Source organism: Micromonospora sp. WMMA1949 (genome assembly GCF_027460145.1).
In the GTDB taxonomy this organism is placed as follows: domain Bacteria; phylum Actinomycetota; class Actinomycetes; order Mycobacteriales; family Micromonosporaceae; genus Micromonospora.
This window is the reverse complement of sequence record NZ_JAPZBG010000001.1, coordinates 1,651,489-1,677,210: the sequence shown is the minus strand read 5'-3', so window position 1 is coordinate 1,677,210 and position 25,722 is coordinate 1,651,489. Positions and strand designations below refer to the sequence as shown.

Here is a 25,722-nt window from a genome sequence, read left to right as displayed (position 1 = left end):
GGCGGATCCGGTCCGGACGCAACGGTGAGGTGGAGATGTCGGTGAGGCGGCACGCGGCGCGGTGGGCCATGGTCGGCGCGCTGCTGGGTGGCCTGATCGCCGTCCCGGCGTCGCCGGCGTCCGCCCGGGACGACCGGGTGGGACTGCGTTCGGCGAACAGCTTCACCGCCGGTGGCCCGCCGGGCACGGTGGCGGTCGAGGTGCGCAAGCGGACCGATGGCTGCGTGCAGCTGCGTACCGCGATCGGGCTCCGCCTGGAGGGTCTGCGGGCGGACCAGGTCCGGGTGCAGGTGGCGTCCGGTGGCCGATGGGTGCCGGTGCCGGTCTCCGGGGACGGCGCCGTCGCCACCGCCGCAGTCGCGCCGGTCGACCGGCCGCTGTGCAAGGGCAAGGGCGTCAGCGTGCGCTACCGGGTGTCCTTCCTGCCCGGCGCCGTCGGCGGTCGGCTGGAGCTGGCCGGCGAGGCGACCGCCGCGAACGGTGACGTGCTCGGGCGGGCCGGCGGGTCGGCCCGGCTGGTGGGCGCCCCCCGGACGCCGAGCCCCAGCCCGTCCCGCAAGCCCTCGCCGACGCCCAGCGCGAGCGAGACCCCGGCGGCCGAGGTGACCGACACGTCGCCGGTGGCCGCCGCCGTCGCCCCGGCCACCGCCGCGGCCGACGACTCGTCGTTCGGAGGTTCCCTGATCATGTGGTTCGGCATCGGGCTGGTGCTCGTCGGCGCCGCCCTCATCGTCCTGCTGCTGCGCCGCAACCGCGCCGACCGGGCCGGCGGCGGGAACGCCGCCGACCTTCCGCCGGTCCCGCTGCCGCGCAGCACCACCACCTACCGCTCCGGCACGCCCGGTCCGGCTCCCACGGTGTACGGGGGCGCGACGCCGCCTCGCCCGGCCGGCAACGTGTACGGCGCGCCCGCGCCCGGGCCGACGCCCCCGGCGGGCGCGGAGGCGACGAGTGTCCTGCCCCCGCCCCCGCACACGGCAGGTGCGGGCGGGCCGGGCATCCCGCCCTCGGCCGCTGCGGGCGGGGACGCGACGAGCGTCCTGCCCCGCTTGCCGGACTGAGCCGGAACCCGACCGGCTCCCGGGGTTACCGTGACGGTGGGTGGTCACGCCGTGACCCGGTAGCCGCCACCTGCCCGACCGGAGGACGGACAACCGGGGCCGAACGGGGCCCCGTGCCGGGGCCGCTCGGCCGATAAGATCGCCTGCGCCGACCGGCACCGCCGACCGGTGAGACCGCATACGTGGAAGGAGCCGCGCCGTGGCCCTGGACCCGCAGTTGCTCGACATTCTCGCCTGCCCGGACACGCACCACGCCCCGCTCGACTACGACGCGCAGGCGCAGACGCTCACCTGCACCGAGTGCGGTCGCATCTTCGAGGTCCGGGACGACGTCCCGGTGCTCCTGCTGGACGAGGCGCGCGGTGGGCCCGCCGCCGACGAGGCGCGGGGCGGGTCGTCGCGGTGATGGAGGGGACGGCCGGGGTCAGCGGCCACCGGCACGCCGACGAGGCCCTGCTCGACGACGCGGCGCAGCTCTCCGAGCGCGATCCGGGTGGCATGCTCCGGTTCACCGCGTCCGCCGGCGCCCAGGTACGCGAGTCCGCGGCGCTGGCCGCGGAGGCGAACCTGTCCGTGCTCGCCGACGACGGACGACCGCGCGCGGTGGTCATCGCCGGCATCGGCACCGCCGGGCGTACCGGTGACGTGCTGGCCACCGTCGCCGGGCCGCGCTGCCCGGTGCCGGTCATCCCGCACCGCAGCGCCGGTGTGCCGGGCTGGGTGGGCGCGGCGGACGTGGTCATCGCGGTGAGCGCGTCCGGCCGTAGCCCGGAGGCGCTGGGCGCGGCCGAGGCGGCGCACCGGCGCGGCGCCCGGCTGGTGGCGGTCGGCGCGCCCGACTCGCAGCTCCAGTCGGTGGCCGAGCGGGCCCGCGCGCCGTTCATCCCGGTTCCCCGGCGCGCGCCGGCCCGGGCCAGCCTCTGGGCGCTCACCGTGCCGGTTCTGCTGGCCGCCCGTACCCTCGGGCTCGTGAAGGTCAACGAGGCGGATCTGGCCGAGACGGCGGCCCGGCTGGACGCCGACGCCGATCGATGCCGGCCGACCGCCGAGTCCTTCGTCAACCCGGCGAAGTCGCTGGCCCTGGGCCTGTCCGGGTCGATCCCGATCGTGTGGGGTTCGTCCCCGCTGGCCACCGTGGCCGCCCGGCGGTTCGGTGACACGTTGTCCGCGAACGCCCGCTACCCGGTGGTCGCCGGTGCGCTGGGCGAGGCGGGCCGGGGTCGCGTCGGCCTGCTCGACGGCGTGTTCGGGGGCCTGGCCGAGGGCGAGCGGGACATCTTCGCCGACCCGGGCGACGACGAGCCCGACGGCACCCGGCTGCGGCTGGTGCTGCTGCGCGACGGCGGGCTCAACGCCGACGACGACACCGACGAGCCGCTGGCGGTGGAGGAGCGTCGCGCGGACGCGGTGCAGACGCTCGCCGAGCGGCGCGGGGTGCGCTGCGACGTGGTGACCGCCGAGGGTGGCTCCGCGCTGGAGCGGCTCGCGTCGCTGGTGGCGGTCCCCGACTTCGCCTCGATCTACCTCGCCCTGGCCCACGGGCTGGACCCGATGGCGGTACCGGCCATCACGGAGATGAAGGAGCTGGCGAACCAGTGAGCACACGGGGCATCGAGCGAGGCGGGAAATGAGCGCAAACGGGGGCACGAAGGCGATCGTCGCCGCCCTGGCGGCGAACCTCGGCATCGCCGTCACCAAGTTCGTCGCGTTCGCCCTGACCGGCTCGTCGTCGATGCTGGCCGAGTCGATCCACTCGGTGGCCGACTCCGGCAACCAGGGCCTGCTGTTGCTCGGCGGCCGTCGTGCCAAGCGGCGGGCCACGCCCCAGCACCCGTTCGGGTACGGCCGGGAGCGCTACATCTACGCGTTCATCGTGGCGATCGTGCTGTTCAGCATCGGTGGCCTTTTCGCGCTCTACGAGGCGTACCACAAGGCGTCCGACCCGCACCCGATCGAGAGCTGGCAGTGGGTGCCGGTGGCGGTGCTGGTCGCGGCGATCGTGATGGAGAGCTTCTCCTTCCGTACCGCGATCAAGGAGTCGAACCTGATCCGGGGCAACCAGAGCTGGGTCCGGTTCATCCGCCGGGCCAAGGCGCCGGAGCTTCCGGTGGTGCTGCTGGAGGACTTCGGCGCGCTCGTGGGTCTGGTCTTCGCGCTGTTCGGCGTCGGTATGACGCTGATCACCGGCAACGGCATGTGGGACGCGGCGGGCACCGCGATGATCGGCGTGCTGCTGGTGGTCATCGCGATCACGCTGGCGATCGAGACCAAGAGCCTGCTGCTCGGTGAGGGCGCCGAGCAGAGCGAGCTGGCCAAGATCGAGCAGGCCGTGACGAACGGTCCCGAGGTCGAGCGGATCATCCACATGAAGACGCTCTACCTCGGCCCGGAGGAGCTCATGGTGGCCGCGAAGATCGCGGTGCCGGCCTGGGAGACCGCCCAGGACCTGGCCCGCGACATCAACGCGGTCGAGGCGCGGATCCGCCGCGAGGTGCCCACCGCGCGGGTGATCTACCTGGAGCCGGACATCTACTCGGCCGCCGCCGAGCGGGCCGGCACCGGGCAGGCGGCGGACACCGCCGTCCCGGAGACCCTGACCACTGGTGGGACGCCCACGGCCGACGAGGTGGCCGGGCGGCCCGGGAGCTGACCGATGGAGTTGTTGCAGGGCCGGATCCGTGACTACGCCTGGGGCTCGCGCACCGCGATCGCCGAGTTGCAGGGGCGTCCGGTGCCGAGCAACGGGCCGGAGGCGGAGCTGTGGCTGGGCGCCCACCCGGGCGCACCGGCCACCGTGCAGCGCGACGGCCGGCCGGTCAGCCTCACCGAGCTGCTGGTGGCCGAGCCGGGCCACTGGCTGGGTGAGCGGCTGGTCGGCCGGTTCGGCACCCGGCTGCCGTTCCTGCTGAAGGTGCTGGCCGCCGACGCGCCGCTGAGCCTCCAGGCGCATCCGGACGCCGAGCAGGCCCGCGCGGGGCACGCCGCCGACGTCGGGCGGGTCAACTACGTGGACCCGTACCACAAGCCGGAGCTGCTGGTGGCGCTCTCGGAGTTCGACGCCCTGTGCGGCTTCCGCGACCCGGGGGAGTCGGCGGCGGCGATCGCCGCGTTCGGCGTACCCGCGCTGGAACCTGTGGTGGCGGCGTTGCGTGACGGGCCGGCGGGGCTGCGGGAGGCGGTACGTCTGCTGCTGAGCTGGCCGCAGGCGGAGCGCGCCGGGCTGGTGGCGGCCGTGCTGGCGGCGGCGGACGCGGGTCCGGCCTCGGCGGACGCCGAGCTGGTCCACGCGCTGGCGTCCGGCTATCCGGCCGACCCGGGTGTGGTGGTGGCGTTGCTGCTGCACCACGTCCGGCTGGCGCCCGGCGAGGGCATCTGGATGCCGGCCGGGAACCTGCACGCCTACCTGCGCGGTACCGGCGTCGAGATCATGGCGGCCAGTGACAACGTGTTGCGCGGCGGGCTGACCCCGAAGCGGGTCGACGTGGACGAGTTGCTGCGGGTGCTCCGGTTCGAGGTGCTGACCGAGCCGGTGCTGCGGCCGGAGCAGGTGGAGCCGGGCGTGCTGACCTGGCCGGTGCCGGTGGAGGACTTCGCGCTGCACCGGGTCGAGGTGACCGCCGGGTCGTCCGGGGTGCGGTTGACGCTGCCCGGGCCGCGGGTGGTGCTCTGCCGGGCCGGGAAGCTGACCGTGGACGACGGTGTGGGCGTGGTGACGCTGGGCGCGGGTCAGGCCGCTGTGGGTACGGCGGCCGGTGGCCCGCTGGCGGTGAGCGGGGCGGGAGAGGGGTTCGTCGCCACGTGCGGCATGCACTGATCCGCGCAAGTCCGACTTTTCCGAAATAGCTTGACGGCCACCCTGTCTGGTGTGACTCTATGGGTACGCAGCGTTGTCGCGACGAAGGTCCGGTGACGTGCGGGGGAACCAAACCGGGGGGATGCGCGGGGCGGCCGGGCCGTGAGTGGAAAGTCCGCTCACGACCGACCGCCCCGTGCGCTGTCCGCCGACCGGCCGATTGCGCGGTCGGCCAACCGGGCACGGGTCGAACGGCCCGCGAGCGTAAGGTGGAAGGCTGCGCACCACCATCGTTCGACAGGAGCTTCCATGACCAGCACCCTCCCGGCGGCCTCCAGCGGCGCGTCGTCGCAGGCCCGGCCGAGCACCCTCGCCGAGGGCGACTACAAGGTGGCGGATCTGTCGCTTGCCGAGTTCGGGCGTAAGGAGATCCGGCTCGCCGAGCATGAGATGCCCGGTCTGATGGCGATTCGGCGTGAGTTCGCCGAGGTTCAGCCGTTGGCCGGTGCCCGTATCACTGGTTCGTTGCACATGACCGTGCAGACCGCTGTTCTGATCGAGACTCTGGTCGCGTTGGGCGCGCAGGTCCGGTGGGCGTCGTGCAACATTTTCTCCACCCAGGACCACGCGGCCGCGGCGATCGTGGTCGGCCCGGAGGGCACCCCGGAGGCGCCGGCGGGTGTGCCGGTGTACGCCTGGAAGGGCGAAACGCTGCCCGAGTACTGGTGGTGCACCGAACAGGTGCTCGCCTGGCCCGACGGGCAGGGCCCGAACATGATCCTCGACGACGGCGGTGACGCCACCCTGCTCGTGCACAAGGGCGCCGAGTTCGAGAAGGCGGGTGTCGTGCCGCCGGTGGAGTCGGCTGATTCGGAGGAGTACGCGGTCATCCTCGAGCTGCTGCACCGTTCGCTGGCCGAGGACGGTCAGCGGTGGACCCGGATCGCCGCCGGGATCAAGGGTGTGACCGAGGAGACGACCACGGGTGTGCACCGGCTCTACGAGATGCACCGCGCCGGGGCGTTGTTGTTCCCGGCGATCAACGTCAACGACTCGGTGACGAAGAGCAAGTTCGACAACAAGTACGGCTGCCGGCACTCGCTGATCGACGGCATCAACCGGGCCACCGATGTGCTGATCGGCGGGAAGATGGCCGTGGTGATGGGCTACGGCGATGTGGGTAAGGGCTGCGCGGAGTCGCTGCGCGGGCAGGGCGCCCGGGTGGTGGTGACGGAGGTCGACCCGATCTGCGCGTTGCAGGCGGCGATGGACGGCTACCAGGTCGCCACCCTCGATGACGTGGTGGAGCAGGCGGACATCTTCATCACCGCGACGGGCTGCTTCGATGTGATCACCAACGAGCACATGGCGCGGATGAAGCACCAGGCCATCGTGGGCAACATCGGGCACTTCGACAACGAGATCGACATGGCCGGTCTGGCCAAGCGCAGCGACGTGACGCGGGAGAACATCAAGCCGCAGGTCGACGTGTGGCGTTTCGACGACGGCCACGCGATCATCGTGTTGTCCGAGGGTCGTCTGCTGAACCTGGGCAACGCCACCGGTCACCCGAGCTTCGTGATGTCGAACTCGTTCGCCAACCAGACGATCGCCCAGATCGAGCTGTTCACCAAGACCGACGAGTACCCGATCGGCGTCTACGTGCTGCCCAAGCACCTGGACGAGAAGGTCGCCCGCCTGCACCTGGACGCCCTCGGCGCCAAACTCACCACCCTGACCAAGGAGCAAGCCTCCTACCTGGGCGTCTCCCCGGAAGGCCCGTTCAAGCCCGACCACTACCGCTACTGAGTTCCACGCTCCCGAAGGGACCGGGGTCGGCCGCGCGGCCGACCCCGGTCCCTTTTCGCGTACGGGGGAAGGCCGTCAGGTGGCCAACCGGGTGACGTTACCCGGATCAGCTTGACGTTTGCTGTGAACAGGAGCAAGGTATGCCTGCCCTAACTCAGCGACGACGGAGTGCCTGATGTTCGCCACGTACTTGATCGGCCTGCGTGAAGGTCTGGAAGCGACGCTCGTGGTCAGCATCCTCGTCGCCTTCCTGGTCAAGTCGCAGCGCCGGGACCGGCTGCCGCAGGTGTGGGCCGGTGTCGGCCTGGCCGTGGCGCTCTCCGTCGGCTTCGGCTCCCTGATCCAGTACACGTCGACCTCACTGCTGCGCACCTCCGAGTCGCGCGAGCTGTTCGAGGCGGTCACCTCGGTCGCCGCCGTGGTCTTCGTGACCTGGATGATCTTCTGGATGCGCCGGGCCGCCCGCACCATCGCCGGGGAGCTGCGCGGCAAGCTCACCGACGCGCTCGCGGTCGGCTCCCTGGCCGTCGCCGGCATGGCGTTCCTCGCGGTCATCCGTGAGGGCCTGGAAACCGCGCTGATCTTCTACGCCGCCGCCGAGAGCGCAGCCGGCGGCACCGGGCCCGGCTCGCTGCTCGCACTGGCCGGCGGCATCGCCACCGCCGTCGTCATCGGCTTCCTGCTCTACCGCAGCGCGGTACGGATCAACCTGAGCCGGTTCTTCACCTGGACCGGCGCGCTGCTCATCCTGGTCGCCGCCGGCATCCTCAAGTACGGCGTGCACGACTTCCAGGAGGCGGGCGTGCTGCCCGGCCTGAACGACCTGGCGTTCGACATCTCGGCCACGTTCGACCCGAGTTCCTGGTACGGCGCGCTGCTCGCCGGCATGTTCAACATCACCGCCGCGCCGACGGTGCTGGAACTGGTCGCCTGGGTCGCGTACGCGGTGCCGGTGCTCGTGCTCTTCCTGCGCAAGCCGGCCCAGCCCGCTCAACCCGCGAAGCCGGCCCGGCCCGCCGAGCCGGTCCCGGCCGCCGCGCCCGCAGCCGACACGTCCGACGCGCCGGCCGACGTCGCCGCCGTTCCGTCCCCCCGCGCCTGACCCGCCCGTTCCCGAGGAGACCCCGCACGATGCGTACCACTCGACTCGTCGCGCCCGCCGCTGCCGGGCTGCTCGCCGTCGCCGGACTGGCCGGCTGCGGAGGCGGTGACGACGCCGACGCCACGAACGGCGGTCCGATCGCCGTCAAGGCCACCGACACCGTCTGCGAGGTCGGCGACACCGAGATCGACGCCGGCCAGGTGACCTTCAAGGTGACGAACACCGGTTCCAAGGTCAACGAGTTCTACGTCTACGCCGCGGGTGACCGGGTGATGGGCGAGGTGGAGAACATCGCCCCCGGGCTCAGCCGGGAGCTGCGCGTCGAGCTGACCGCCGGCACGTACGAGACGGCCTGCAAGCCGGGGATGAGCGGCCGGGGCATCCGGGGCGCGCTGAAGGTCTCCGGCACCGCCGCGACTGTCGCCCCTGATGCGGCGCTGACCCAGGCCGCCGAGAGCTACCAGCGGTACGTGCGCAGCCAGACCGCCGCGCTGCTGACGAAGACCGAGGAGTTCGTGGCGGCGGTCAAGGCGAACGACGTGGCGAAGGCCAAGGCGCTGTACCCGGTGGCCCGCACCTACTGGGAGCGGATCGAGCCGGTGGCGGAGAGCTTCGGCGACCTCGACCCGAAGATCGACGGCCGTGAGGAGGTGGTCGAGGAGGGCATGGAGTTCACCGGCTTCCACCGGATCGAGAAGGACCTCTGGACCACCGGCGACGTCAGTTCCGACGGCCCGATCGCGGACCGGCTCCTTGTCGACGTCAAGGCGATCGTCGCCAAGGCGGACGCCGAGAAGCTCACCCCGCTCCAGCTCGCCAACGGCGCCAAGGCGCTGCTCGACGAGGTCGCCAGCGGCAAGATCACCGGCGAGGAGGAGCGCTACTCGCACACCGACCTGTGGGACTTCAACGCCAACCTGGAGGGCTCCAAGGCGGCCATCGCCGCGCTGCGGCCGGCGCTGGAGCAGCGCGCGCCCGACCTGGTCAAGCAGCTCGACAGCGAGTTCGCGAACGTGGAGGCCACGCTCGGCAAGCACCGCGCCGGCGACGGCTGGAAGCTGCACACCCAGCTCGGCAAGGACGAGCTGAAGGAGCTGTCGGACACGGTGAACGCGCTGGCCGAGCCGGTCAGCAAGGTCGCGGCGGCCGTCGCGCGATGACCGGCCCCGCCGACGGCGACGCGACGAGCGAGCCGAACCGCGAGCGGACCGGCCGTGGCCTGTCCCGGCGCCGGGCGATGACACTCGCAGGCGTCGGCGTGGCGGGCGTCGCCGGGGTGGCGGGCGGCGCGGGCGCGCTGCTCGCCGGCGGGAACGAGGCGTCCGCCACCGGATCCGCCGCCGGGTCGGTGCCGTTCCTCGGCGAGCACCAGGCCGGCATCACCACCCCGGCGCAGGACCGGCTGCACTTCGTCGCGTTCGACGTGGTCACGAAGGACCGGGACCGGCTGGTCGCGATGCTCCAGGAGTGGACCGCCGCCGCGGCCCGGATGACCGCCGGCGAGGACGCCGGGGTGATCGGCGCGGTCGGCGGCATGCCCGAGGCCCCGCCGGACGACACCGGTGAGGCGCTCGGACTGCCCCCGTCGCAGCTCACCCTCACCGTGGGCTTCGGGCCGACGCTCTTCCGTGACGCGCAGGGCCGGGACCGCTTCGGCATCGCCGCCCGGCGTCCGGCCGCCCTGGCCGACCTGCCGCACTTCGCCGGGGACGCGCTGCGGCCGGAACTGTCCGGCGGTGACCTCTGCGTCCAGGCGTGCGCCAACGACCCGCAGGTCGCGGTGCACGCCATCCGCAACCTCGCCCGGATCGGCATGGGCGTGGTGAGCGTCCGCTGGTCGCAGCTCGGCTTCGGGCGTACCTCGTCGACGTCGCGGGACCAGGCCACACCCCGCAACCTGTTCGGCTTCAAGGACGGCACCGCCAACCTCAAGGCCGAGGACGCCGCCCTGCTCCGCGACCAGCTCTGGGCGCAGCCCGGCGACGGTCCGGACTGGATGACCGGCGGCTCCTACCTGGTCACCCGGAAGATCCGGATGCTGATCGAGACGTGGGACCGCAGCCCGCTGGCCGAACAGGAGATGATCGTCGGCCGGACCAAGGGCAGCGGCGCGCCGCTGGGCCGCCGCGACGAGTTCGACGAGCCGGACTTCGCCGCCAAGGGCGACGACGGGGAGCCGCTCATCGCCGACACCGCGCACGTACGGCTGGCCCACCCGGACGCGAACGACGGCGCCCGCCTGCTGCGTCGCGGCTACAACTTCGTGGACGGCTCGGACGGGCTGGGCCGGCTCGACGCCGGTCTGTTCTTCATCGCCTACCAGCGGGATCCGCGCCGGCAGTTCGTGCCGATCCAGACCCGGCTGGCCCGCAACGACGCCATGAACGAGTACCTGCGGCACGTCTCCAGCGGCCTGTTCGCCTGCCCGCCCGGCGTACACGACGCGGCCGACTGGTGGGGGCGGGCGCTGTTCGCCTGAGCCCGGCTCAGCGGCGTACCGGATCGGGGCCGGCGTCCGGCACGGCGGACCGCAACCGGCCGTCGACCGGCGCGGCCGGACGCAGGGCGGCAGGCGCGACAGCGTGCGGCACGGCGGCCGACGCCGGGACCAGCTCCGGCCAGAGCGCGGCGGTGACCGCCCGGGTCCGGCCCATCCGCAGCGCGGCCCGGCGCCCCCGCTCGGCCAGCACGGCGGACAGGTAGACCGAGTCCGGCGCGGCCCACGGCGGAGGCGGCGAGGTGACCGCCGCGACCTCCGCCCACAGCGCCCGGCCCAGTAGGAGACGGTCCGGCTCGGCGAGCTGGGGCAGCCGGTCCAGGTACTGCCGGGCGGCCAGCGCCAGCCCGTCGTCGAACCGGGTCAGGTCGAGCGTGGTCGCCCAGGCCAGCAGCGGCGGCGGTGCCGGCGGCAGCGGACGCCAGTGCGCGGCGCCGCGGCTGTGCACCACGAGCGTGCCGGCGACCAGGTCGCCCAGCCGGCGACCGCGCGGGTCGGTGAGCATCACCGTGACGCCGGCGACCCAGCTCAGCAGCGGCAGCACCAGACCGGGCCACTCCACCGCCACGCCCACGAGCGCCCGGGTCAGCGACTGGCCCACGCCCACCGGGCCGCCGTCGGCCCGCACCACCCGCAACCCCACGGCCAGCTTGCCCACCGTCCGGCCACCGGCGAAGCGCTCCATCGTCACCGGATAGCCCAGCAGGACAAGCACCAGCAGCACGATCTGGAGCGCGCCGGCCAGCGCCGCGTCGAGGACGTCGCCCAGCAGCGCGAGCGCGACCATCGCCAGCACCGCGCCGAGCACCAGGAACAGCACGAGCTGGATCACGGCGTCGATCAGCAGGGCGAGCACCCGGGAACCCAGCCGGGCCACCCGGACGTCCAGCTCGACCGCCTCGCCGCTGACCAGACCGGCGTCGGCCCAACGAGGCGGTGAGGGAGGTTGCGCGCGCACCCCGACAGTGAACACCATGGACGCCGAACGGGGGAGGGTGAGTGGATCTCGACGCGTACGTGGCCGAGCACGGCGCCGAATGGCGGCGGCTGGAACACCTGACCGGGCGGCGTCGCCTCGACGCGGCCGAGGTCGACGAGCTGGTGGCGCTCTACCAGCGCACCGCCACGCACCTGTCCGCGTTGCGCGCCCGGGCACCCGAGCCGGCGCTGGTGAACCGCCTCTCCCACCTCGTCCTCGCGGCGCGGGCCCGGGTCACCGGCCGCCCCCGGCCGTCCTGGGCCGCGGTGGGCCGGTTCCTGACGGCCGACCTGCCCGCCGCCCTCTACCGGGCCTGGCCGTGGTGGTGCGGCGTGGCCACGGCGTTCAGCGCGTTGAGCGCCTTCCTCATCTGGTTCGTCGCCTCCAACCCCGACACGGCCGCCGCGTTCGTCGGCGCCGAGGAGGCCAAGCAACTGGTGGACTCCGGTTTCGCCGGCTACTACTCCGAGTTCTCCGCGCCCACGTTCGCGTTCCGCCTCTGGACGCACAACGCCTGGCTGGCCGCCCAGTGCCTGGCCGCCGGCGTGCTGGTGGTGCCGGTGTTCTGGCTGCTGTGGCAGAACGCGCTCAACATCGGCGTGGTCGGCGGCGTGATGATCTCCTACGACCGGGCCGACGTCTTCTTCGGCATGATCACCCCGCACGGGCTGCTGGAGCTGACCGGCATCTTCGTCGCCGCCGGGGTCGGCCTGCGGACCGCCTGGGCCTGGATCGCCCCGCCCGCGCACCTCGGACGCGGCCGGGCTCTCGCCGAGGCGGGACGGCTCGCCGCCGTGGTCGCCGCCGGCCTGGTCGGCGTCTTCGCGGTCTCCGCGCTGATCGAGGCGTTCGTCACCCCGGCACCGGTGCCGATCCCGCTGCGGGTGGCGACGGGCGCCGCGGTGTGGCTGGCCTTCCTGGCGTACGCGCTGGTGCTCGGCCGGCGCGCGGTCAGAGCTGGCCGAGGGACTTGAGCCGCAGATAGGTGTCGGCGACAGCCGGGGCCAGCCGGTGCCCCGGTACGTCCACCACCGTCACGCCGTAGCGCGACAGGACGGCGCGTACCCGCTCCCGCTCGGCCAGCGCCCGCCACGCCGACGCGGCCGCGTACGGGTCGTCCGGGCCGGTCGGGGTGGCGGTGGCGAGCCCGGTCAGCACCGGGTCGCCGGCCGCGGCGAGCACCACCCGGTGCCGGGTCGCCAGCCGGGGCAGCACCGGCAACAGCCCGTCGCCGATCGCGCCCGCCTCCAGCGCGGTGAACAGCACCACCAGGCTGCGCTGCCGCTCCCGGCGCAGCACCTCGGCGGCGATCAGCTCGAAGTCGGTCTCGGCCAGCGCGGGCTGCAACGGCGCCACCGCGTCGACCAGCCGGGCGAGCAACGCCGGACGGCCGCTGCCGGTCACCCGGGCCCGGATCTCGGTGTCCGCCGCCAGCAGGTCCACCCGGTCACCGGCACGGGCGGCGAGCGCGGTGAGCAGCAGCGCCGCGTCGATGGCGGTGTCCAGCCGCGGCTCGTCGCCGAGACGTACCGCCGACGTGCGGCCGGTGTCCAGGACGCACACCAGGCGCCGGTCCCGCTCCGGCCGCCAGGTGCGCACCAGCACGTCGGCGCGGCGGGCGCTGCCCCGCCAGTCGATCGAGCGGACGTCGTCGCCCACCGCGTACTCGCGCAACGTGTCGAACTCGGTGCCGTGACCGCGCCCCCGGGTCACCTGCACGCCGTCGATGACCCGCAACCGGGCCAGCTTCTCCGGCAGGTGCCGGCGGGAGTCGAAGCGGGGCAGCACCCGCAGCGTCCACCGAGGCGTAGCGGGCCGGCCGGCGTGCTGCCGGGCGCCCAGGCGCATCGGCCCGAGCGACCGTACGGTCAGCGCCACCGCCGGCCGGTCGCCGCGCCGGGTCGGGGTGAGCCGGACCGGCAGCGTGGCGGTGCCACCGGGCGGCACGGTGAGCAGGCGGTCCGGCGGCACGTCCGGACGCGCCCCGGCCGAGGGCACCCAGGCGTCGCGTACCTGGGCGTACAGCGTGCGGTCGGTCGGGTTGGCCAGGTGCAGCGTGACGGTCGCGGTGCCACCGAGGCGGACCGTCCGCTCCCCGGAACGGGTCACGGTGAGCGCGTGCGGCGGCACCGCCAGCGCCCGGTCGAGCAGCACCAGCAGCAGCACCGCCGCGGTCAGCACGGCGACGCCGAGGAACGGCGCCGGCCAGGCCGGCAGGGTCAGCGCGCCCGCGCCGAGCAGCAGACCCGCCCGCCAGGTCATCGCGGCGTCGGCACGGTGGCCAGCACCGAGTCCAGCACGGCGTCCACGGTGATGCCCTCCAGCTCCACCTCCGGACGCGGACGCAGCCGGTGCCGCAGCGTCGGACGGGCGACCGCCTTGACGTCGTCCGGGGTGACGTGGTCGCGACCGGCCAGCCAGGACCACGCCTTGGCGGCGTTCAGCAGCGCGGTGGCACCCCGGGGGGAGGCGCCCAGCTCCAGCGCCGGGGCGGCCCGGGTGCCCCGGCACAGGTCCACGATGTAGCCGAGCACCGGCTCGGCCACGTGCACCCTCTGCACCTCCGCCCGGGCGGCGGCCAGGTCCGCGGCGCCGGCAACCGGGCGTACGCCGGCGGCACGAAGGTCACGCGGGTCGAAGCCGGCGTGGTGCGCGCGCAGCACGCCCAGCTCCTCCTCGCGCTCCGGCAGCGGCACCGTCAGCTTGAGCAGGAAGCGGTCGAGCTGCGCCTCGGGCAGCGGGTAGGTGCCCTCGTACTCGACCGGGTTCTGGGTGGCCACGACGATGAACGGGTCGGGCAGCGGACGGCGCTCGCCGTCGACGGAGACCTGCCGCTCCTCCATCACCTCCAGCAGCGCGGACTGCGTCTTCGGCGGGGTCCGGTTGATCTCGTCGGCGAGCAGCAGGTTGGTGAAGACCGGCCCCTCCCGGAACGTGAACGCGGCGGTGCGCTGGTCGAAGATCAGCGAGCCGGTGACGTCGCCGGGCATCAGGTCCGGGGTGAACTGCACCCGCTTGGCGTCCAGGTCGAGCGCGGCGGCCAGCGTCCGCACCAGCAGCGTCTTGGCCACTCCCGGTACGCCCTCCAGCAGCACGTGCCCCCGGCAGAGCAACGCGATCACCAGGCCGGTGACCACGGCGTCCTGCCCGACGACGGCCTTGGCGACCTCGGCGCGCAGCCGGTGCAGGGCGGCGCGGGCGCCGGACGGGGCGGTGGTCGTGACGGGTCCGGTCACCGGGTGTCTCCTTCGCTCGGATACGGGGCCAGGGTACGGGTCAGGGCGTCCAGGTCACGGGCCAGCTCCAGCAGCTCGCGGTCCTTCTCCGGGGCGGGACCGTAGAGCAGGCCGGCCACCCGTTCCGGGTCGGCGCCGGCGCGCTCGGCGACCCGGGCGGCCACCTCGTCGTCGGGCGTGTCCGGGGGCAGGTTGAGCCAGGTCACGAGCCGGTCCAGCGCGGCGGCGCGCAGCGTCTCGGCGACGGTGTCCCGGGCGCCGGCCCGGCGGTAGAGCCGGGCCCGGCCGCGTACCGTCTCGGCGGCCCGGACGGTGACCGGCAGCGGCTCCGACACCGGCGGCCCGAGCTGGCGGGCGCGCCACAGCACCACGAGCAGCCCGGCCAGGGCGAGCTGCACCAGCAGGGCCCAGAACCAGGGCGGGAAGGCGCCCCAGAGCGGGTTCTCCCGGGGCGGGTCGGCGCGGTCGGGCGGGTCGGGCCGCTCGGACCGGCCGCTGCCGCCCTGGGTGGGCTCCTCGGTGAACGGCTCCGCCGACCAGCTCGGGCGCGTCGGCGCCGGCACCGGCTCGAGCAGGTCGAGCCAGACCAGCGGGCGGCCGGCGCCGAGCAGGCCGGTGGCGAGAGCCTCGTTGCCCCACTCGTCGATCCGGTCGTTGCGGAACGGGTCGCTGGCGCCGGCCAGCACCACCTCGATCCGGCCGGGGGCGCGCAGCAGCGCGCCGCCGTAGCAGCTGTCGACCTCGGCCGGCCCGGCGTAGCGCTGCAGGTCGATCGCGGCGGCACCGGCCCGGACCGCCTCGGGCAGCCGGCACGGGGTGCCGCCGGCGTCCGGCGGCACCGCCCGGGCGGCCCAGCGCCGGTCGGCCGGCTCGATCGGCGTGTCCAGCTCGGTGAGCACCCGCCGGGACGGCTCGACCAGCACCAGCCGGCTGCCGGGCGGCAGGGTGGTCAGGCCGCCGAGCCGGTCCGGGTGCACCAGCGCGGGGGCGGGCACGAACAGCGTGCTCGGCTCGGCCCCGGCGGTACGCAGCGCCGCCGCCAGGTCCGTCTCCCGGCGCACCGGTACGCCCTGGGCGCGCAGCGCCTCCGCGAGCCTGCTGGCGCCGTCGTCGTCGGTGGCGACCGGGGACAGGAAGCCGGGCTCGTCGGCGTCGGGCCGGTCGATCGCGCGCAGCACGAGCGTGGTGACGATCAGCAGCACGGCGAGGCCGAGCGGGACGAGCAACCGGTACGTGCGCCGGCGCGGCGCCGACAGGGCCGCCGCCGTCGTCGTGGTCTCCGGTACGACGGTGGCGGTCACCGCGGCTCCTCCCCGGTCAGCTCGCGACGCAGGTCGGCGGCGAGTTCCCGCATCCGCCGGTCGTGCGCGGCGGTGGCGGGACGCTGGGCGTACCAGAGGTCGGAGAAGATCGCCCCGGCCGCGTGCAGCGCCGGCCCGACCTGCGGCCGGGTGCGGGCCGCCGCCTCGGTCAGCTCCACGACGGTGAGCCCGGGTCGGGGTTCCACCACCCGCCGGACGACGAGAAGCCGGACCATCTCGCGCAGCCGCTCCCGGACCGCTTCGGCGTACCGGCCCTCGGCCGCGAGCCGGTCGGCCAGTCCCGGTCCGTCCGCCGCCGGTTCCGGCAGCCGGGGTGACGGCAGCCGCACGGACGGCGGATCGATGCGCGGCCGGCGGGCACGCCGCCGGAACCGGAGCAGCCGCAGCCGGGGCAGCCGTATCCGGCGCAGACGCGGGCGCCGCAGCCGGGGGATCGTGAACCGGGGCAGCCGACGGGGCACCCAGGCCGGGAAGAAATACCAGGCCAGCGCCGCCAGCAACGCGACCGCCAGCAGGATCAGCGCGGCCAGCGGCAGCGGCACCACGTCACCGAGGGCCGCGACCGTCTCGGTCCACCACCGGCTCACCGGTGCGCTGCCAGCAGCACGGGCTCGGGGACGCCGGCCGGGGCGCGGGAGAGCCGGATGTCCAGCCCTTCGGTGCGGATCCGGGTCTCCAGGTGCAGGACCGCGTCCAGGCAGGCGAGCGCCGGGTACGCCAGCGCGTTCACCGCGGCGAACGCGGCGATCGTGATCGGCAGCGCCCAGGCCGAGACGTCGAACAGACCCAGCATGGCGAGGCCGTTGTAGACGCCCAGCCCGATGCCCAGCCGGATCAGCCACCAGCCCAGGTAGCCCAGCAGCCGGATCGCGGCGGCCCGCGCGCTGACCCGGCCGGCCAGGCGTACCGCCCGCCAGGGCGCCAGATGCGCGGGCACACCGTCCAGCACCAGCACCGGCACGACCAGGCCGAGCAGCGCGTACGCCAGGAACCAGCCCGGCCCGGTCACGCCGGCCACGGCGACGACCAGCCCGACCAGGGCGGCGGCCGGCAGTGTCGCGCCGAGCCGGGCGCCGCGCAGCAGCTCGGCCGGCCCCGGACGGCGCCCCAGCAGCGCCGCCCCGGCGCCGCGTGCCGCCGGGGCGCCGAGCAGCGCGACGATCGCGGCCTCGGTGCCCGCGCCGGCGGCCAGCAGCAGCCAGTACTCCGGGAGGGTCTCGCCGAACGCCGCCGGCCACCAGTACGGCGGGTCGGTCCCGGCCAGCATCCGCAGCGGGTGGAGCACCGCCTGTTCGGCGAGGGCCAGCAGGAGGGCGAGCGGTACGAGCACCCGGGCCTGGTCGCGCAACAGCAGCACGGCCGCGTCGAGCAGCTCGCCGACGGTCAGCGGACGGCGCGGGAGCACCGCGGTCGGGCCGGCGTCGGGCACGCGTACTCCTGGCAGGGGCGAGCGGAGGTGGCGGGCGGGGCGACGCCCGGGGGATCATGGTTGCACGGCGGGTCCGCATCCGGTGGACCCGTCCGGCCCGGCGCGCCACGCTGGGCGGCCACGCCGACTTGCGGTGGTGCGCGGGGCCGCTCGGCGCTACCGTGCCGTGGAGACGCCGAACACTCCAGACGAACGGGGATGGAACGATAAACCCCATGAGAGCCCGGGTACTCGTGGTCGACGACGACCCCGCCCTCGCCGAGATGCTCGGCATCGTGCTGCGCAGCGAGGGCTTCGTGCCGTCCTTCGTCGCGGACGGCGAACGGGCGCTGGCCGCCTTCCGTGACAGCCGACCCGACATCGTCCTGCTCGACCTGATGCTGCCGGGGATGAGCGGAATCGACGTGGCCCGCGCCATCCGGGGCGAGTCCGGCGTGCCGATCGTGATGCTGACCGCCAAGAGCGACACCGTCGACGTGGTGCTCGGGCTGGAGTCCGGCGCCGACGACTACGTGGTGAAGCCGTTCAAGCCCAAGGAGCTGGTGGCCCGGATGCGGGCCCGGCTGCGCCGGGGCGAGGACGTGGCGCCGGAGATGCTGACCATCGGCCCGCCCGGCAACCAGATCACCATCGACGTGCCGGCCCACACGGTCAGCCGCGACGGCGAGGAGGTGAAGCTGACGCCGCTGGAGTTCGACCTGCTGGTCGCGCTCGCCCGCAAGCCGCGTCAGGTCTTCACCCGCGAGGTGCTGCTCGAGCAGGTCTGGGGCTATCGCCACGCGGCGGACACCCGCCTGGTCAACGTGCACGTGCAGCGGCTGCGCGCCAAGATCGAGCCGGATCCGGAGCGACCCGAAATCATCCTCACCGTGCGGGGCGTGGGCTACAAGGCGGGTACCGGATAGCCTGGTCAGCATTGTGCTGACCTCGCTGCCCGAGTCGCCGACCCCCGCACCCCGCCGCCTCCACGCCGTGCGGGCGCTCTGGCTCGCCCTGGTCGGCCGGGTCGCCCGGCTGGTGGCCGCGGTGCACCAGGCGTGGCGGCGGTCGCTCCAGGTCCGTGTGGTCACCATCACGCTGGTGGCGTCGAGTCTGCTGGTGGGCGGTTTCGCCTATCTGATCGCTGACAAGATCACGAGCATCCTGCTGGAGAACGCCGAGACGGACGTGCGGCTGCGGCTGAGCAACGGCAGCGAGTACGCGGCCAAGCAGTTCAACCTCTACAGCCAGCCGCAGGAGGCGCAGCTCCAGAACACCATCGACGGCACCGTCAACTACCTGGCCGGTGGCGACCCCACCCAGACCAGCGGCGTGGTGGTGGCGATCACCGCCGACAACTTCGCCGAGTTCATCGAGCCGCGGACCACGCCCGACGTGCCGGTGGGCACGGTGATCGGGGACGAGCTGCGGGCCACCGTCGCCTCCGGCAAGGTCGCGCACCAGATCCGTACCGGCTCGCTCGGCGGCGAGCGCACGAAATACCTCGTCTACGGCTCCCCGGTGCCCACCAAGTTCGGGCAGGTCGAGCTCTACTACCTCGTACCCCTGGCCCGGCAGGACGCGACGGCGGCCGACGCCCGGGCCACGGTGGTGGCTACCGGCGTCGCGCTGGTGCTCCTGCTCGGCCTGCTGGCCGCCCTGGTCACCCGGCTGGTGGTGACGCCGGTACGGGTCGCCGCGCGCACCGCGCAGCGGCTCTCCGCCGGCCTGCTCGACCAGCGCATGGTGGTCTCCGGCGAGGACGACCTCGCCCTGCTGGCCGCCTCGTTCAACCAGATGGCGACGAACCTGCAACGGCAGATCCTCCGGCTGGAGGAGATGTCCCGGCTGCAACGCCGGTTCACCTCGGACGTCTCGCACGAGCTGCGGACGCCGCTGACCACGGTCCGGATGGCCGCCGACCTGATCTTCGCCGAGCGCGACGAGTTCGACCCGGCGGTGGCCCGCAGCGCCGAGCTGCTCCAGGCCGAGCTGGACCGGTTCGAGGAACTGCTCACCGACCTGCTGGAGATCAGCCGGTTCGACGCCGGGTTCGCGGTGCTGGACAGCGAGCCGACCGACCTGGTGCCGGTGGTGCACCGGGTCGCCGAGCGGCTGGCCGGGCTGGCCGAGCGGGTCGGGGTGACCATCGAGCTGGACCTGCCGGACACTCCGGTGATCGCCGAGGTCGACCCGCGCCGCGTCGAGCGGGTGCTGCGCAACCTGGTCGGCAACGCGGTCGAGCACGGCGAGGCCAAGCCGGTACGGATCACCCTGGGCCAGGACCAGAGCGCGGTGGCGATCACCGTTCGGGACCACGGTGTCGGCCTCAAGCCGGGGGAGGAGAAGCTGGTGTTCAACCGCTTCTGGCGGGCCGACCCGTCGCGCGCCCGGCAGACCGGCGGCACCGGGCTGGGCCTGTCGATCAGCCTGGAGGACGCCCGCCTGCACGGCGGCTGGCTGGAGGCGTGGGGCGCGCCCGGGCAGGGCGCGCAGTTCCGCCTCACCCTGCCGGCCCGGGCCGGGGACCGGCTCACCACCAGCCCGCTGCGGCTGGTGCCGGCCGACGCCACGGTGCCGTTCGGCGGCCCGCGCGACGGCGAGCTGCCCGCCATCGCGGCGGGCGGCGGCGTCGCGGCGCTGACCGCCGGTCCGGCCACCGGCGGCGACCACGCGGAGGCCCGGCCGTGAGGCGCCGCGTCCTGGCCCTGCTGCTGACCGGCGCGCTGCTGCCGGCCGCGCTCGCCGGCTGCGGCATCCCGGACCAGACCGACGTGCAGGTGGACGGGTCGGCGCCGGCCCCCGAGTCCGGGGTGTTCAACGGCAGCCCGGCCCGGCCGCCGGAACCGGCCGACAGCAGCGAGCCGGTGCCGTTCGTCGAGAACTACCTGCGGGCCGCCGCCGCCGGGGAACGCGACCAGGCGTACGCGCGGGCCCGGAAGTTCCTCGCCGCGGAGGCCCGCGACCTGCTGACGGGCAAGCCGCAGGCCAGCGAGATCGAGCTGACTGTGGTGCGGCTGCGGGAGAAGCCGGAGAGCACGCCGCCGAACAACCAGGGCACCAGCACCGTGACGCTCAAGGTGCAGCAGGTGGGCGTGCTGCGCGCCGACGGCACGCTCGGTCCGCCGGTGGCGAGCGAGACGCAGTACGTCTTCGAGCTGCGCCGGGCCGAGCCGGCCGGCACCGGCCTGCTGATCACCGAACTGCCGAACCTGCTGCTGGCCAGCGACGCGGCGGTACGCGAGTACTACCGTCCCCGTACCGTCTACTTCTGGAACCCCGACCTGACCCGGCTGGTGCCGGACCAGCGCTACCTGCCCTCGTCGGCGCCGACCGAGCGCCGGATCACCGAGGTGATGAAGTGGCTGGCCGACCGCCCGTCGGACTGGCTGGCCCCCGCCGTGACCGGGCTGCCCGACGGCACCCAGCTGATCAACAACGCGACCGGCGCGGACGGCCACTGGGAGATCAACCTCAACATGCCGGGCGCCAACGAGCAGCGGCTGACCCGGCTCGGCACCCAGCTGGCGTGGTCGCTGTCGGACCTGGACGGCCAGGTCGACCTGAAGATCCAGAACCAGAAACGGCTCACCGTCGACCTGCGGCGGGAGCGGGTCTCGACAGCCGCCTATCCCCGCGGCGGCGACCCCATGCGGTACGCCGTCTACGACGGCGCCGTCCGTCCCCTGGCCTTCGGCACCGAGTCGCGCGCCTCCGCGCCGCTGCCGCCCGCGGAGAACCGCAACGTGGTCTCCGCGTCGCTCGCCCGCGCCGACGACCAGGTGCTCGCCGCGCTCGTGGTGACCGGGCCGGACAACCGCAGGCGGCTCAAGGTCGGCACCGGCCCGGAACCGGTCGCGTCGTTCAGCGCCGGCGACCGCACGTTCCGGGCGGTGAGCCGGCCCACCTGGCTGAGGTCGCTGAACAAGGCCCGCCCGGCCGGTCTGGTGGCGGCCGACGGTCGGCTCTACCGCTTCGACGGTACGGCCCGGATGAGCGAGATCCCGTTGTCGGTGCCCGGGCCGGTGACGGCGGTGGCCGGTTCTCTCGACGGGCACCGGATCGCGCTGGTCTCCGGCGGCTCGGTCTTCGTCGCCGCGGTGAGCGTCGACGGTGGCGTGGTCAGCCTCGGGCAGCCCCGCCGGGTCACCACGCTGCTCACCGGCGTGACCGTGGTGGACTGGGTGGCGGAGAACGAGCTGGCGCTGGCCGGCAACGAGGCGGACCGGCGCTCGGCGATCCACCAGGTCACCGTCGACGGCGCCTGGGAGACCCCGCTGACGGTGGAGATCGGCGCCCCGGTGACCCAGCTCGCCGGGTATCCGGGCGGCGGCGACCGCGGCCTGGCCGCGTTCTCGTTCATGTTCGAGACGGACGGCGCGGCCTGGCGGAACAACCCGTTCGACTACGTCAAGCGGGAGCAGGTGCTCGACGTGCCGGCGGGCAGCCGCGCGACGAACCCGACCGCGCCGTTCTTCCTCTACTGACCGGCCGTGCGTGACCTGGGCGGGCTCTGGTCGGATCTGACCGACCTCGTGCTGCCCGCCGGGTGCGCGGGCTGCGGCGCGGGATCGGTACGGCTGCGGCACGGCTTCTGCGGCGGCTGCGTGCGGGAACTGGAGTCGCTGCGTCCCGCCCCCACCCGGCCCGATCCGGCTCCACCCGGCCTGCCGCCCTGCGTCGCGCTCGGCCCGTACGGCGGTGCGCTGCGCGAAGGGCTGCTGGCGTACAAGGAACGGGGCCGGCACGGGCTGGCCCGGCCGTTGGGCGCGCTGCTGGCCGAGGTGGTGGCGACGGCGGCCGGGCCGCCCGGCCCGGTGACGCTGGTGGCGGTGCCGGACACCGCCCGCGCCGCCCGGGCCCGCTACGGCGACCACCTGGACCGGCTGGTGCGCCCGGCGGCGGCCCGGTTGCGCGCGGCCGGCTGGCCGGTACGTGTGCTGCGCCCGCTCCGGGCCCTGCCCCGCACCGACTCGGTGGGGCTGGACAGCGCGGGGCGGGCCGCCGCGGCCGAGGCGGCGTTCCGGTTGCGCCGCCCGCCCGCCGCGGACCGCCCGGGGGAGACCGTCGTGCTGCTCGACGACATCGTCACCACCGGCGCCACGCTGGCGGCGGTGAGCCGGATGTTGCACCGCGCGGGAATGACGCCAAAGGCCGCGGCGGTGCTCGCCGCAACGCAAAAGCGGCGCGTTCGGTGACGCTTCGTGTATCCGTTTCACCCCATGGTGTATGAGCTGTTAAATTTCGCGACCGCCTTCGGCAACCAGGGGTGACGGGTGGCCGTACAGGAGTTAGCGTTTCGGTGTCGGGGGTAGTGAGGATCCAACCTTCCCCCGGCACTGGAAGGAGGCGTAGCCGAACAACACCGGTCGACGCCGAGCGGGGCCCTCCCGGGTGCGTCGACCGGATCTGATCCGGACCGAACGACCGTCCGAACAAGGGAGGTCACGTGGACATCGTGGTCAAGGGCCGTAACGTCGAAGTGCCGGACCATTACCGGGTGCACGTAGCCGAGAAACTCGCGAAAATCGAACGCTACGACCAGAAGCTCATTCGCGTGGACGTCGAGTTGTTCCACGAGCGCAATCCACGCCAGGCGGACACCTGCCAGCGGGTGGAGATCACGTGCGTGACGCGCGGCCCGGTGATCCGGGCCGAGGCCTGCACGAACGACTTCTACAGCGCGCTCGACGCCGCCATCGCCAAGCTGGACACGCGATTCCGCCGCGCGGCGGACCGTCGCCGGGTACACCGCGGGCGGCACGCGCCGATCTCCGTGGCCGCCGCGACCGCCGGCCTGCCCGTGGCCGACCTCGACGGCCCCGGCCTGGCGACGCTCGACGGCACCGGCACCGCCACAGCGGTCGCCGAACGGCCCGACGAGGGCAGCTACAGCGAACCCGACGACCAGCCGTGGCACATCGCCCGGGCGAAGGTCCACCCCGCCGAACCGATGACCGTCGACGACGCGCTGTTCCAGATGGAACTGGTCGGTCACGACTTCTACCTGTTCCAGGACAAGGAGTCCGGCCGCCCGAGCGTGGTCTACCGGCGGCACGCGTACGACTACGGGATCATCCAGCTCGACGCGTGACCCCTTGACCGGTGAGGACGGGCCCCGCGTGGGGCCCGTCCTCAGTTCTCGTCGGCGGCCAGCCGGCCGTAGACCACCGAGTCGACACGGACGCCGTCCGGGCCGGGCAGCCGACCGCGCAACAGCCCTTCCCGCCGGAAGCCGGCCCGTTCCAGCACCCGCTGCGAGGCGATGTTGTCCGGCCGTGTGCCGGCCCAGAGCCGGGCCACCCCGATGCCGAACGCCCACCCGGCGACCAGCCGTACCGTCCGGGCCGCCAGCCCGCGCCCGCGCGCCTCGGGCAGCAGGCTGTAGCCGATCATCGCCTGGCCGGTGGCCGGCTCGTCGTAGAACAACGCGCAGCCGCCGACGACAGCACCGGTGGCCGCGTCGAGGATCGCCAGGTCAGCGGCCTCGCCGGCCAGCCAGCGGCTCGCCGCCAGCCGGCAGCGGCGCGCGAGCGCCGCCCGCTGCGGCGGCACCGGCGGAACCCGGTTCGCCACCACCTCCGGCAGCGAGTGCAGCCGGTACAGCGCGTCCGTGTCCGCCGGCTCCACCGGGCGCAGCGTCACCACGCCGTCGGTGAGCCGGCCGTCCGGCAGGTCCGGCAGCAGGCGGGCGACCGGCCCGCTCGGGTCGTCGGCCACCCGCACCCAGGCGATCAGATCCTGGCGTACGCCGTCGCCGTCCGTGCCCGCCGCCCGGCGTACGCCCTCGTGCCGGTAACCGCAGGCCAGGGCAATGCGCTGGCTTGCCACGTTCTCGGTCCGGGTGAGCAGTTCCAGCCGGGCCGCCCCGGCGGCGAACGCCCGCTCGGTCAGCAGCCGGGTGGCGGCCGTTGCCACGCCCCGGCCGCGCGCCGCCGGTCCCACCCAGTAGCCGATCTCGTACGTCGCCCGCTCCGCGCTGAGCCGGGTCAGACCGATGCTGCCGAGCAGCCGGTCGCTGTCCGGGTCGGCAATCGTGTACGCGGACCCACCCGCCGCCCACGCGGCCGGCGCGCCCTCGGTGATCCACCAGCGGGCGGCGTCTTCGTCGTAGGGGTCGGGCAGCAGGGGCATGAACCGGCGGATCTCCGGGTCGGCGCATCCGGCCACCATGTCCGGTACGTCCGCGAGGTGGCACGGCCGCAGCCGTACGCCGTACCCCTCGATCGTCTCCGGCGTCACGTCAGGTCACCCGGCAGCAGGGCACCGACCCACGCGTCCTGGCGCTCGCCGCGGTGCTGGACGCCGCCGCGCAGCGTGCCCTCGACGGTGAAACCGGCCTTCTCGGCGGCCCGCCGGGAGGCGGTGTTGCCCACGTTCGCGCGCCACTCGATCCGGGCCAGGCCGAGCGTGGTGAAGCCCCAGGCGCAGACAGCGGTGAGCGCGGCCGGCAGGTAGCCCCGGCCGCGGGCGTGCGGCGCGGTCATGTAGCCCACGTCGGCCACCAGCGGGTCGTTGGGGAGGACGCGCAGGTCGATCGAGGCGACGTAGGTGTCGTCCGGGTCGGCCACGGCGAACGTCGCGGCGGCGCCCCGCGCCCAGGCCGGGCGCACCAGGTCGTGCAGGAAGCCCTCCGCGTGCTCCGGCCGGTACGGGTGCGGCACCGTGGTCCAGCGGATCGTCTGCTCGTCCTGGCAGGTACGGGTCACCGCGGCCAGGTCGCGTTCCTCCATCGCCCGCAGCCGCAGCTCGGTGGCCCCGGCGGTGGCGAACAGGACCGGCTGCGGCCGGCCGAAGACCGCCGCGCGGCGGGCCTGGAGCGTGTCCGGGCCGTAGGGGACCGGGTCGCCCGCAGCGGCGACCTCGCCGGGGAGCAGCGAGCCGATCCAGCCCTCGGGCCGGCCACCCTCGGAGGGGTGGGCCAGACGCAGCTCACCCTCGATCCGGAAGCCGGCGCGCAGCGCGACCAGCCGGGAGGCGTGGTTGCCGATCTCGGCCTGCCAGGTGAGCCGGCGCAGCTTGAGCGCGTCGAACGCCCAGCGGGCGAGCGCGCGGGTGGCGCGGACCGCGACGCCCCGGCCCCGGGCCCACGGCGCGGTCCAGTAGCCCACCTCGGCCGAGTCCCGCGCGCGGTCGACGGAGACCAGGCCGAACGAGGCGAGCAGCTCACCGGTGCCGGCGTCGCAGACCGCGAACAGCGCCCCGGTGCCCTCGGCCCAGGCGGTGGCGCTGATCGTGGTGACGTACTCGGTCGCGTGCTCCGGCAGGTACGGGCGAGGTACGGTGGTCCAGCGCTGGATGTCCGGATCCTGGCAGGCGCGGTACACCGCGTCGGCGTCCTCCGCACGCCACGGGCGCAGCAGCAGGCCGTCCTCGATGATCTCCACAGGCTCCATCCGAGCCATCGTGCCGGATCGTTCGCGCACGGCGTAACCCGATTAGCGGCCGGTGGCGCACGGTCGCGGCGTTATGTCGGGTTCCGGAGCCCGGACCGCCGCCACCAGTGACCATCGTC

The 25,722-nt window shown here is 74.3% G+C and carries 23 protein-coding genes; 15 read left to right on the top strand and 8 right to left on the bottom strand.

Annotated features, from left to right (window positions below):
• Positions 1–35: 35 nt before the first annotated feature.
• The 9 genes from O7607_RS07615 to efeB all read left to right on the top strand — a co-directional run bounded on the left by O7607_RS07615 (position 36) and on the right by efeB (position 10,244).
• Positions 36–1,061: a hypothetical protein gene (locus O7607_RS07615; RefSeq protein ID WP_269702035.1), complete on the top strand. Its 1,026-nt coding sequence runs from the start codon at positions 36–38 to the stop codon at positions 1,059–1,061.
• A 199-nt stretch (positions 1,062–1,260) separates the two neighbouring features.
• Positions 1,261–1,467 carry a Trm112 family protein gene (locus tag O7607_RS07610; protein WP_091418686.1) on the top strand — a complete coding sequence of 69 codons (207 nt, stop codon included), beginning with the start codon at positions 1,261–1,263 and terminating at the stop codon, positions 1,465–1,467.
• Entirely contained in the window at positions 1,464–2,660 is a 1,197-nt protein-coding gene (locus O7607_RS07605) for an SIS domain-containing protein (RefSeq protein ID WP_030271147.1), read from the top strand. Before O7607_RS07610 ends, O7607_RS07605 begins: the two co-directional genes overlap by 4 nt.
• Positions 2,661–2,688: 28 nt before the next feature.
• Complete coding sequence (locus O7607_RS07600; protein ID WP_269702033.1) at positions 2,689–3,711, top strand: cation diffusion facilitator family transporter; 1,023 nt, start codon at positions 2,689–2,691, stop codon at positions 3,709–3,711.
• 3 nt (positions 3,712–3,714) lie between these two features.
• Positions 3,715–4,875 (top strand): mannose-6-phosphate isomerase, class I, encoded by a 1,161-nt coding sequence (gene manA / locus O7607_RS07595; RefSeq protein ID WP_269702031.1) that lies wholly within the window; start codon positions 3,715–3,717, stop codon positions 4,873–4,875.
• Between the two features lie 288 nt (positions 4,876–5,163).
• Positions 5,164–6,663 carry an adenosylhomocysteinase gene (gene ahcY, locus O7607_RS07590; RefSeq protein ID WP_269702030.1) on the top strand — a complete coding sequence of 500 codons (1,500 nt, stop codon included), beginning with the start codon at positions 5,164–5,166 and terminating at the stop codon, positions 6,661–6,663.
• A 175-nt stretch (positions 6,664–6,838) separates the two neighbouring features.
• Entirely contained in the window at positions 6,839–7,765 is a 927-nt protein-coding gene (gene efeU / locus O7607_RS07585) for an iron uptake transporter permease EfeU (RefSeq protein ID WP_269702028.1), read from the top strand.
• Positions 7,766–7,794: 29 nt separating this feature from the next.
• Positions 7,795–8,925, top strand: a complete 1,131-nt coding sequence (gene efeO, locus O7607_RS07580; RefSeq protein WP_269702026.1) for an iron uptake system protein EfeO — start codon at positions 7,795–7,797, stop codon at positions 8,923–8,925.
• Positions 8,922–10,244, top strand: a complete 1,323-nt coding sequence (gene efeB, locus O7607_RS07575) for an iron uptake transporter deferrochelatase/peroxidase subunit (protein ID WP_269702025.1) — start codon at positions 8,922–8,924, stop codon at positions 10,242–10,244. Before efeO ends, efeB begins: the two co-directional genes overlap by 4 nt.
• Positions 10,245–10,251: 7 nt before the next feature.
• On the opposite strand, the gene O7607_RS07570 is transcribed toward efeB, so the two are convergent.
• Entirely contained in the window at positions 10,252–11,220 is a 969-nt protein-coding gene (locus O7607_RS07570; protein WP_269702023.1) for an RDD family protein, read from the bottom strand.
• 41 nt (positions 11,221–11,261) lie between these two features.
• On the opposite strand from O7607_RS07570, the gene O7607_RS07565 reads away from it, so the two are divergent.
• Positions 11,262–12,215, top strand: a complete 954-nt coding sequence (locus O7607_RS07565) for a stage II sporulation protein M (RefSeq protein WP_269702022.1) — start codon at positions 11,262–11,264, stop codon at positions 12,213–12,215.
• Here the strand turns inward: O7607_RS07565 and O7607_RS07560 are convergent.
• The 5 genes from O7607_RS07560 to O7607_RS07540 are packed head-to-tail and all read right to left on the bottom strand — an operon-like array spanning position 12,193 to position 17,228.
• Entirely contained in the window at positions 12,193–13,503 is a 1,311-nt protein-coding gene (locus O7607_RS07560) for a DUF58 domain-containing protein (RefSeq protein ID WP_269702021.1), read from the bottom strand. The two genes, O7607_RS07565 and O7607_RS07560, sit on opposite strands and share 23 nt — an antisense overlap.
• Positions 13,500–14,477: an AAA family ATPase gene (locus O7607_RS07555; protein ID WP_269702019.1), complete on the bottom strand. Its 978-nt coding sequence runs from the start codon at positions 14,475–14,477 to the stop codon at positions 13,500–13,502. Before O7607_RS07555 ends, O7607_RS07560 begins: the two co-directional genes overlap by 4 nt.
• Positions 14,474–15,778, bottom strand: coding sequence for a DUF4350 domain-containing protein (locus tag O7607_RS07550; protein WP_269702018.1), 1,305 nt, complete (start codon positions 15,776–15,778; stop codon positions 14,474–14,476). Before O7607_RS07550 ends, O7607_RS07555 begins: the two co-directional genes overlap by 4 nt.
• Positions 15,775–16,386, bottom strand: coding sequence for a DUF4129 domain-containing protein (locus O7607_RS07545; RefSeq protein WP_269702016.1), 612 nt, complete (start codon positions 16,384–16,386; stop codon positions 15,775–15,777). Before O7607_RS07545 ends, O7607_RS07550 begins: the two co-directional genes overlap by 4 nt.
• Positions 16,383–17,228 (bottom strand): hypothetical protein, encoded by an 846-nt coding sequence (locus tag O7607_RS07540; protein WP_269702015.1) that lies wholly within the window; start codon positions 17,226–17,228, stop codon positions 16,383–16,385. Before O7607_RS07540 ends, O7607_RS07545 begins: the two co-directional genes overlap by 4 nt.
• A gap of 215 nt (positions 17,229–17,443) precedes the next feature.
• Between O7607_RS07540 and mtrA the strand changes: the two genes are divergently transcribed.
• The 5 genes from mtrA (at position 17,444) to hpf (ending at position 23,301) form a co-directional block, all read left to right on the top strand.
• Positions 17,444–18,133 carry an MtrAB system response regulator MtrA gene (mtrA, locus tag O7607_RS07535; RefSeq protein ID WP_088969953.1) on the top strand — a complete coding sequence of 230 codons (690 nt, stop codon included), beginning with the start codon at positions 17,444–17,446 and terminating at the stop codon, positions 18,131–18,133.
• Between the two features lie 13 nt (positions 18,134–18,146).
• Entirely contained in the window at positions 18,147–19,898 is a 1,752-nt protein-coding gene (gene mtrB, locus O7607_RS07530; protein WP_269702014.1) for an MtrAB system histidine kinase MtrB, read from the top strand.
• Positions 19,895–21,694 carry an LpqB family beta-propeller domain-containing protein gene (locus tag O7607_RS07525; RefSeq protein ID WP_269702013.1) on the top strand — a complete coding sequence of 600 codons (1,800 nt, stop codon included), beginning with the start codon at positions 19,895–19,897 and terminating at the stop codon, positions 21,692–21,694. Before mtrB ends, O7607_RS07525 begins: the two co-directional genes overlap by 4 nt.
• 6 nt (positions 21,695–21,700) lie before the next feature.
• Positions 21,701–22,405, top strand: a complete 705-nt coding sequence (locus O7607_RS07520) for a ComF family protein (protein ID WP_269702011.1) — start codon at positions 21,701–21,703, stop codon at positions 22,403–22,405.
• A 251-nt stretch (positions 22,406–22,656) separates the two neighbouring features.
• The gene (gene hpf / locus O7607_RS07515; protein ID WP_269702009.1) at positions 22,657–23,301 is read left to right on the top strand and encodes a ribosome hibernation-promoting factor, HPF/YfiA family; all 645 of its coding nucleotides are present in this window, start codon (positions 22,657–22,659) and stop codon (positions 23,299–23,301) included.
• A gap of 41 nt (positions 23,302–23,342) precedes the next feature.
• Here the strand turns inward: hpf and O7607_RS07510 are convergent, their stop codons facing one another.
• Both O7607_RS07510 and O7607_RS07505 read right to left on the bottom strand, forming a co-directional pair.
• On the bottom strand, positions 23,343–24,449 hold the full coding sequence (locus O7607_RS07510; protein ID WP_269702007.1) for a GNAT family N-acetyltransferase: 1,107 nt from the start codon (positions 24,447–24,449) through the stop codon (positions 23,343–23,345).
• Positions 24,446–25,603, bottom strand: a complete 1,158-nt coding sequence (locus O7607_RS07505; protein ID WP_269702005.1) for a GNAT family N-acetyltransferase — start codon at positions 25,601–25,603, stop codon at positions 24,446–24,448. The genes O7607_RS07510 and O7607_RS07505 overlap by 4 nt, the downstream gene beginning before the upstream one ends.
• Positions 25,604–25,722: the final 119 nt, after the last annotated feature.

Bases quoted from the DNA above. Each gene is read 5' to 3' on its own strand.
- O7607_RS07615 (WP_269702035.1), top strand. From the start codon at position 36: ATGTCGGTGAGGCGGCACGCGGCGCGGTGGGCCATGGTCGGCGCGCTG.
- O7607_RS07600 (WP_269702033.1), top strand. From the start codon at position 2,689: ATGAGCGCAAACGGGGGCACGAAGGCGATCGTCGCCGCCCTGGCGGCG.
- manA (WP_269702031.1), top strand. From the start codon at position 3,715: ATGGAGTTGTTGCAGGGCCGGATCCGTGACTACGCCTGGGGCTCGCGC.
- ahcY (WP_269702030.1), top strand. From the start codon at position 5,164: ATGACCAGCACCCTCCCGGCGGCCTCCAGCGGCGCGTCGTCGCAGGCC.
- efeU (WP_269702028.1), top strand. From the start codon at position 6,839: ATGTTCGCCACGTACTTGATCGGCCTGCGTGAAGGTCTGGAAGCGACG.
- efeO (WP_269702026.1), top strand. From the start codon at position 7,795: ATGCGTACCACTCGACTCGTCGCGCCCGCCGCTGCCGGGCTGCTCGCC.
- efeB (WP_269702025.1), top strand. From the start codon at position 8,922: ATGACCGGCCCCGCCGACGGCGACGCGACGAGCGAGCCGAACCGCGAG.
- O7607_RS07560 (WP_269702021.1), bottom strand. From the start codon at position 13,503: ATGACCTGGCGGGCGGGTCTGCTGCTCGGCGCGGGCGCGCTGACCCTG.
- mtrA (WP_088969953.1), top strand. From the start codon at position 17,444: ATGAGAGCCCGGGTACTCGTGGTCGACGACGACCCCGCCCTCGCCGAG.
- O7607_RS07505 (WP_269702005.1), bottom strand. From the start codon at position 25,603: ATGGAGCCTGTGGAGATCATCGAGGACGGCCTGCTGCTGCGCCCGTGG.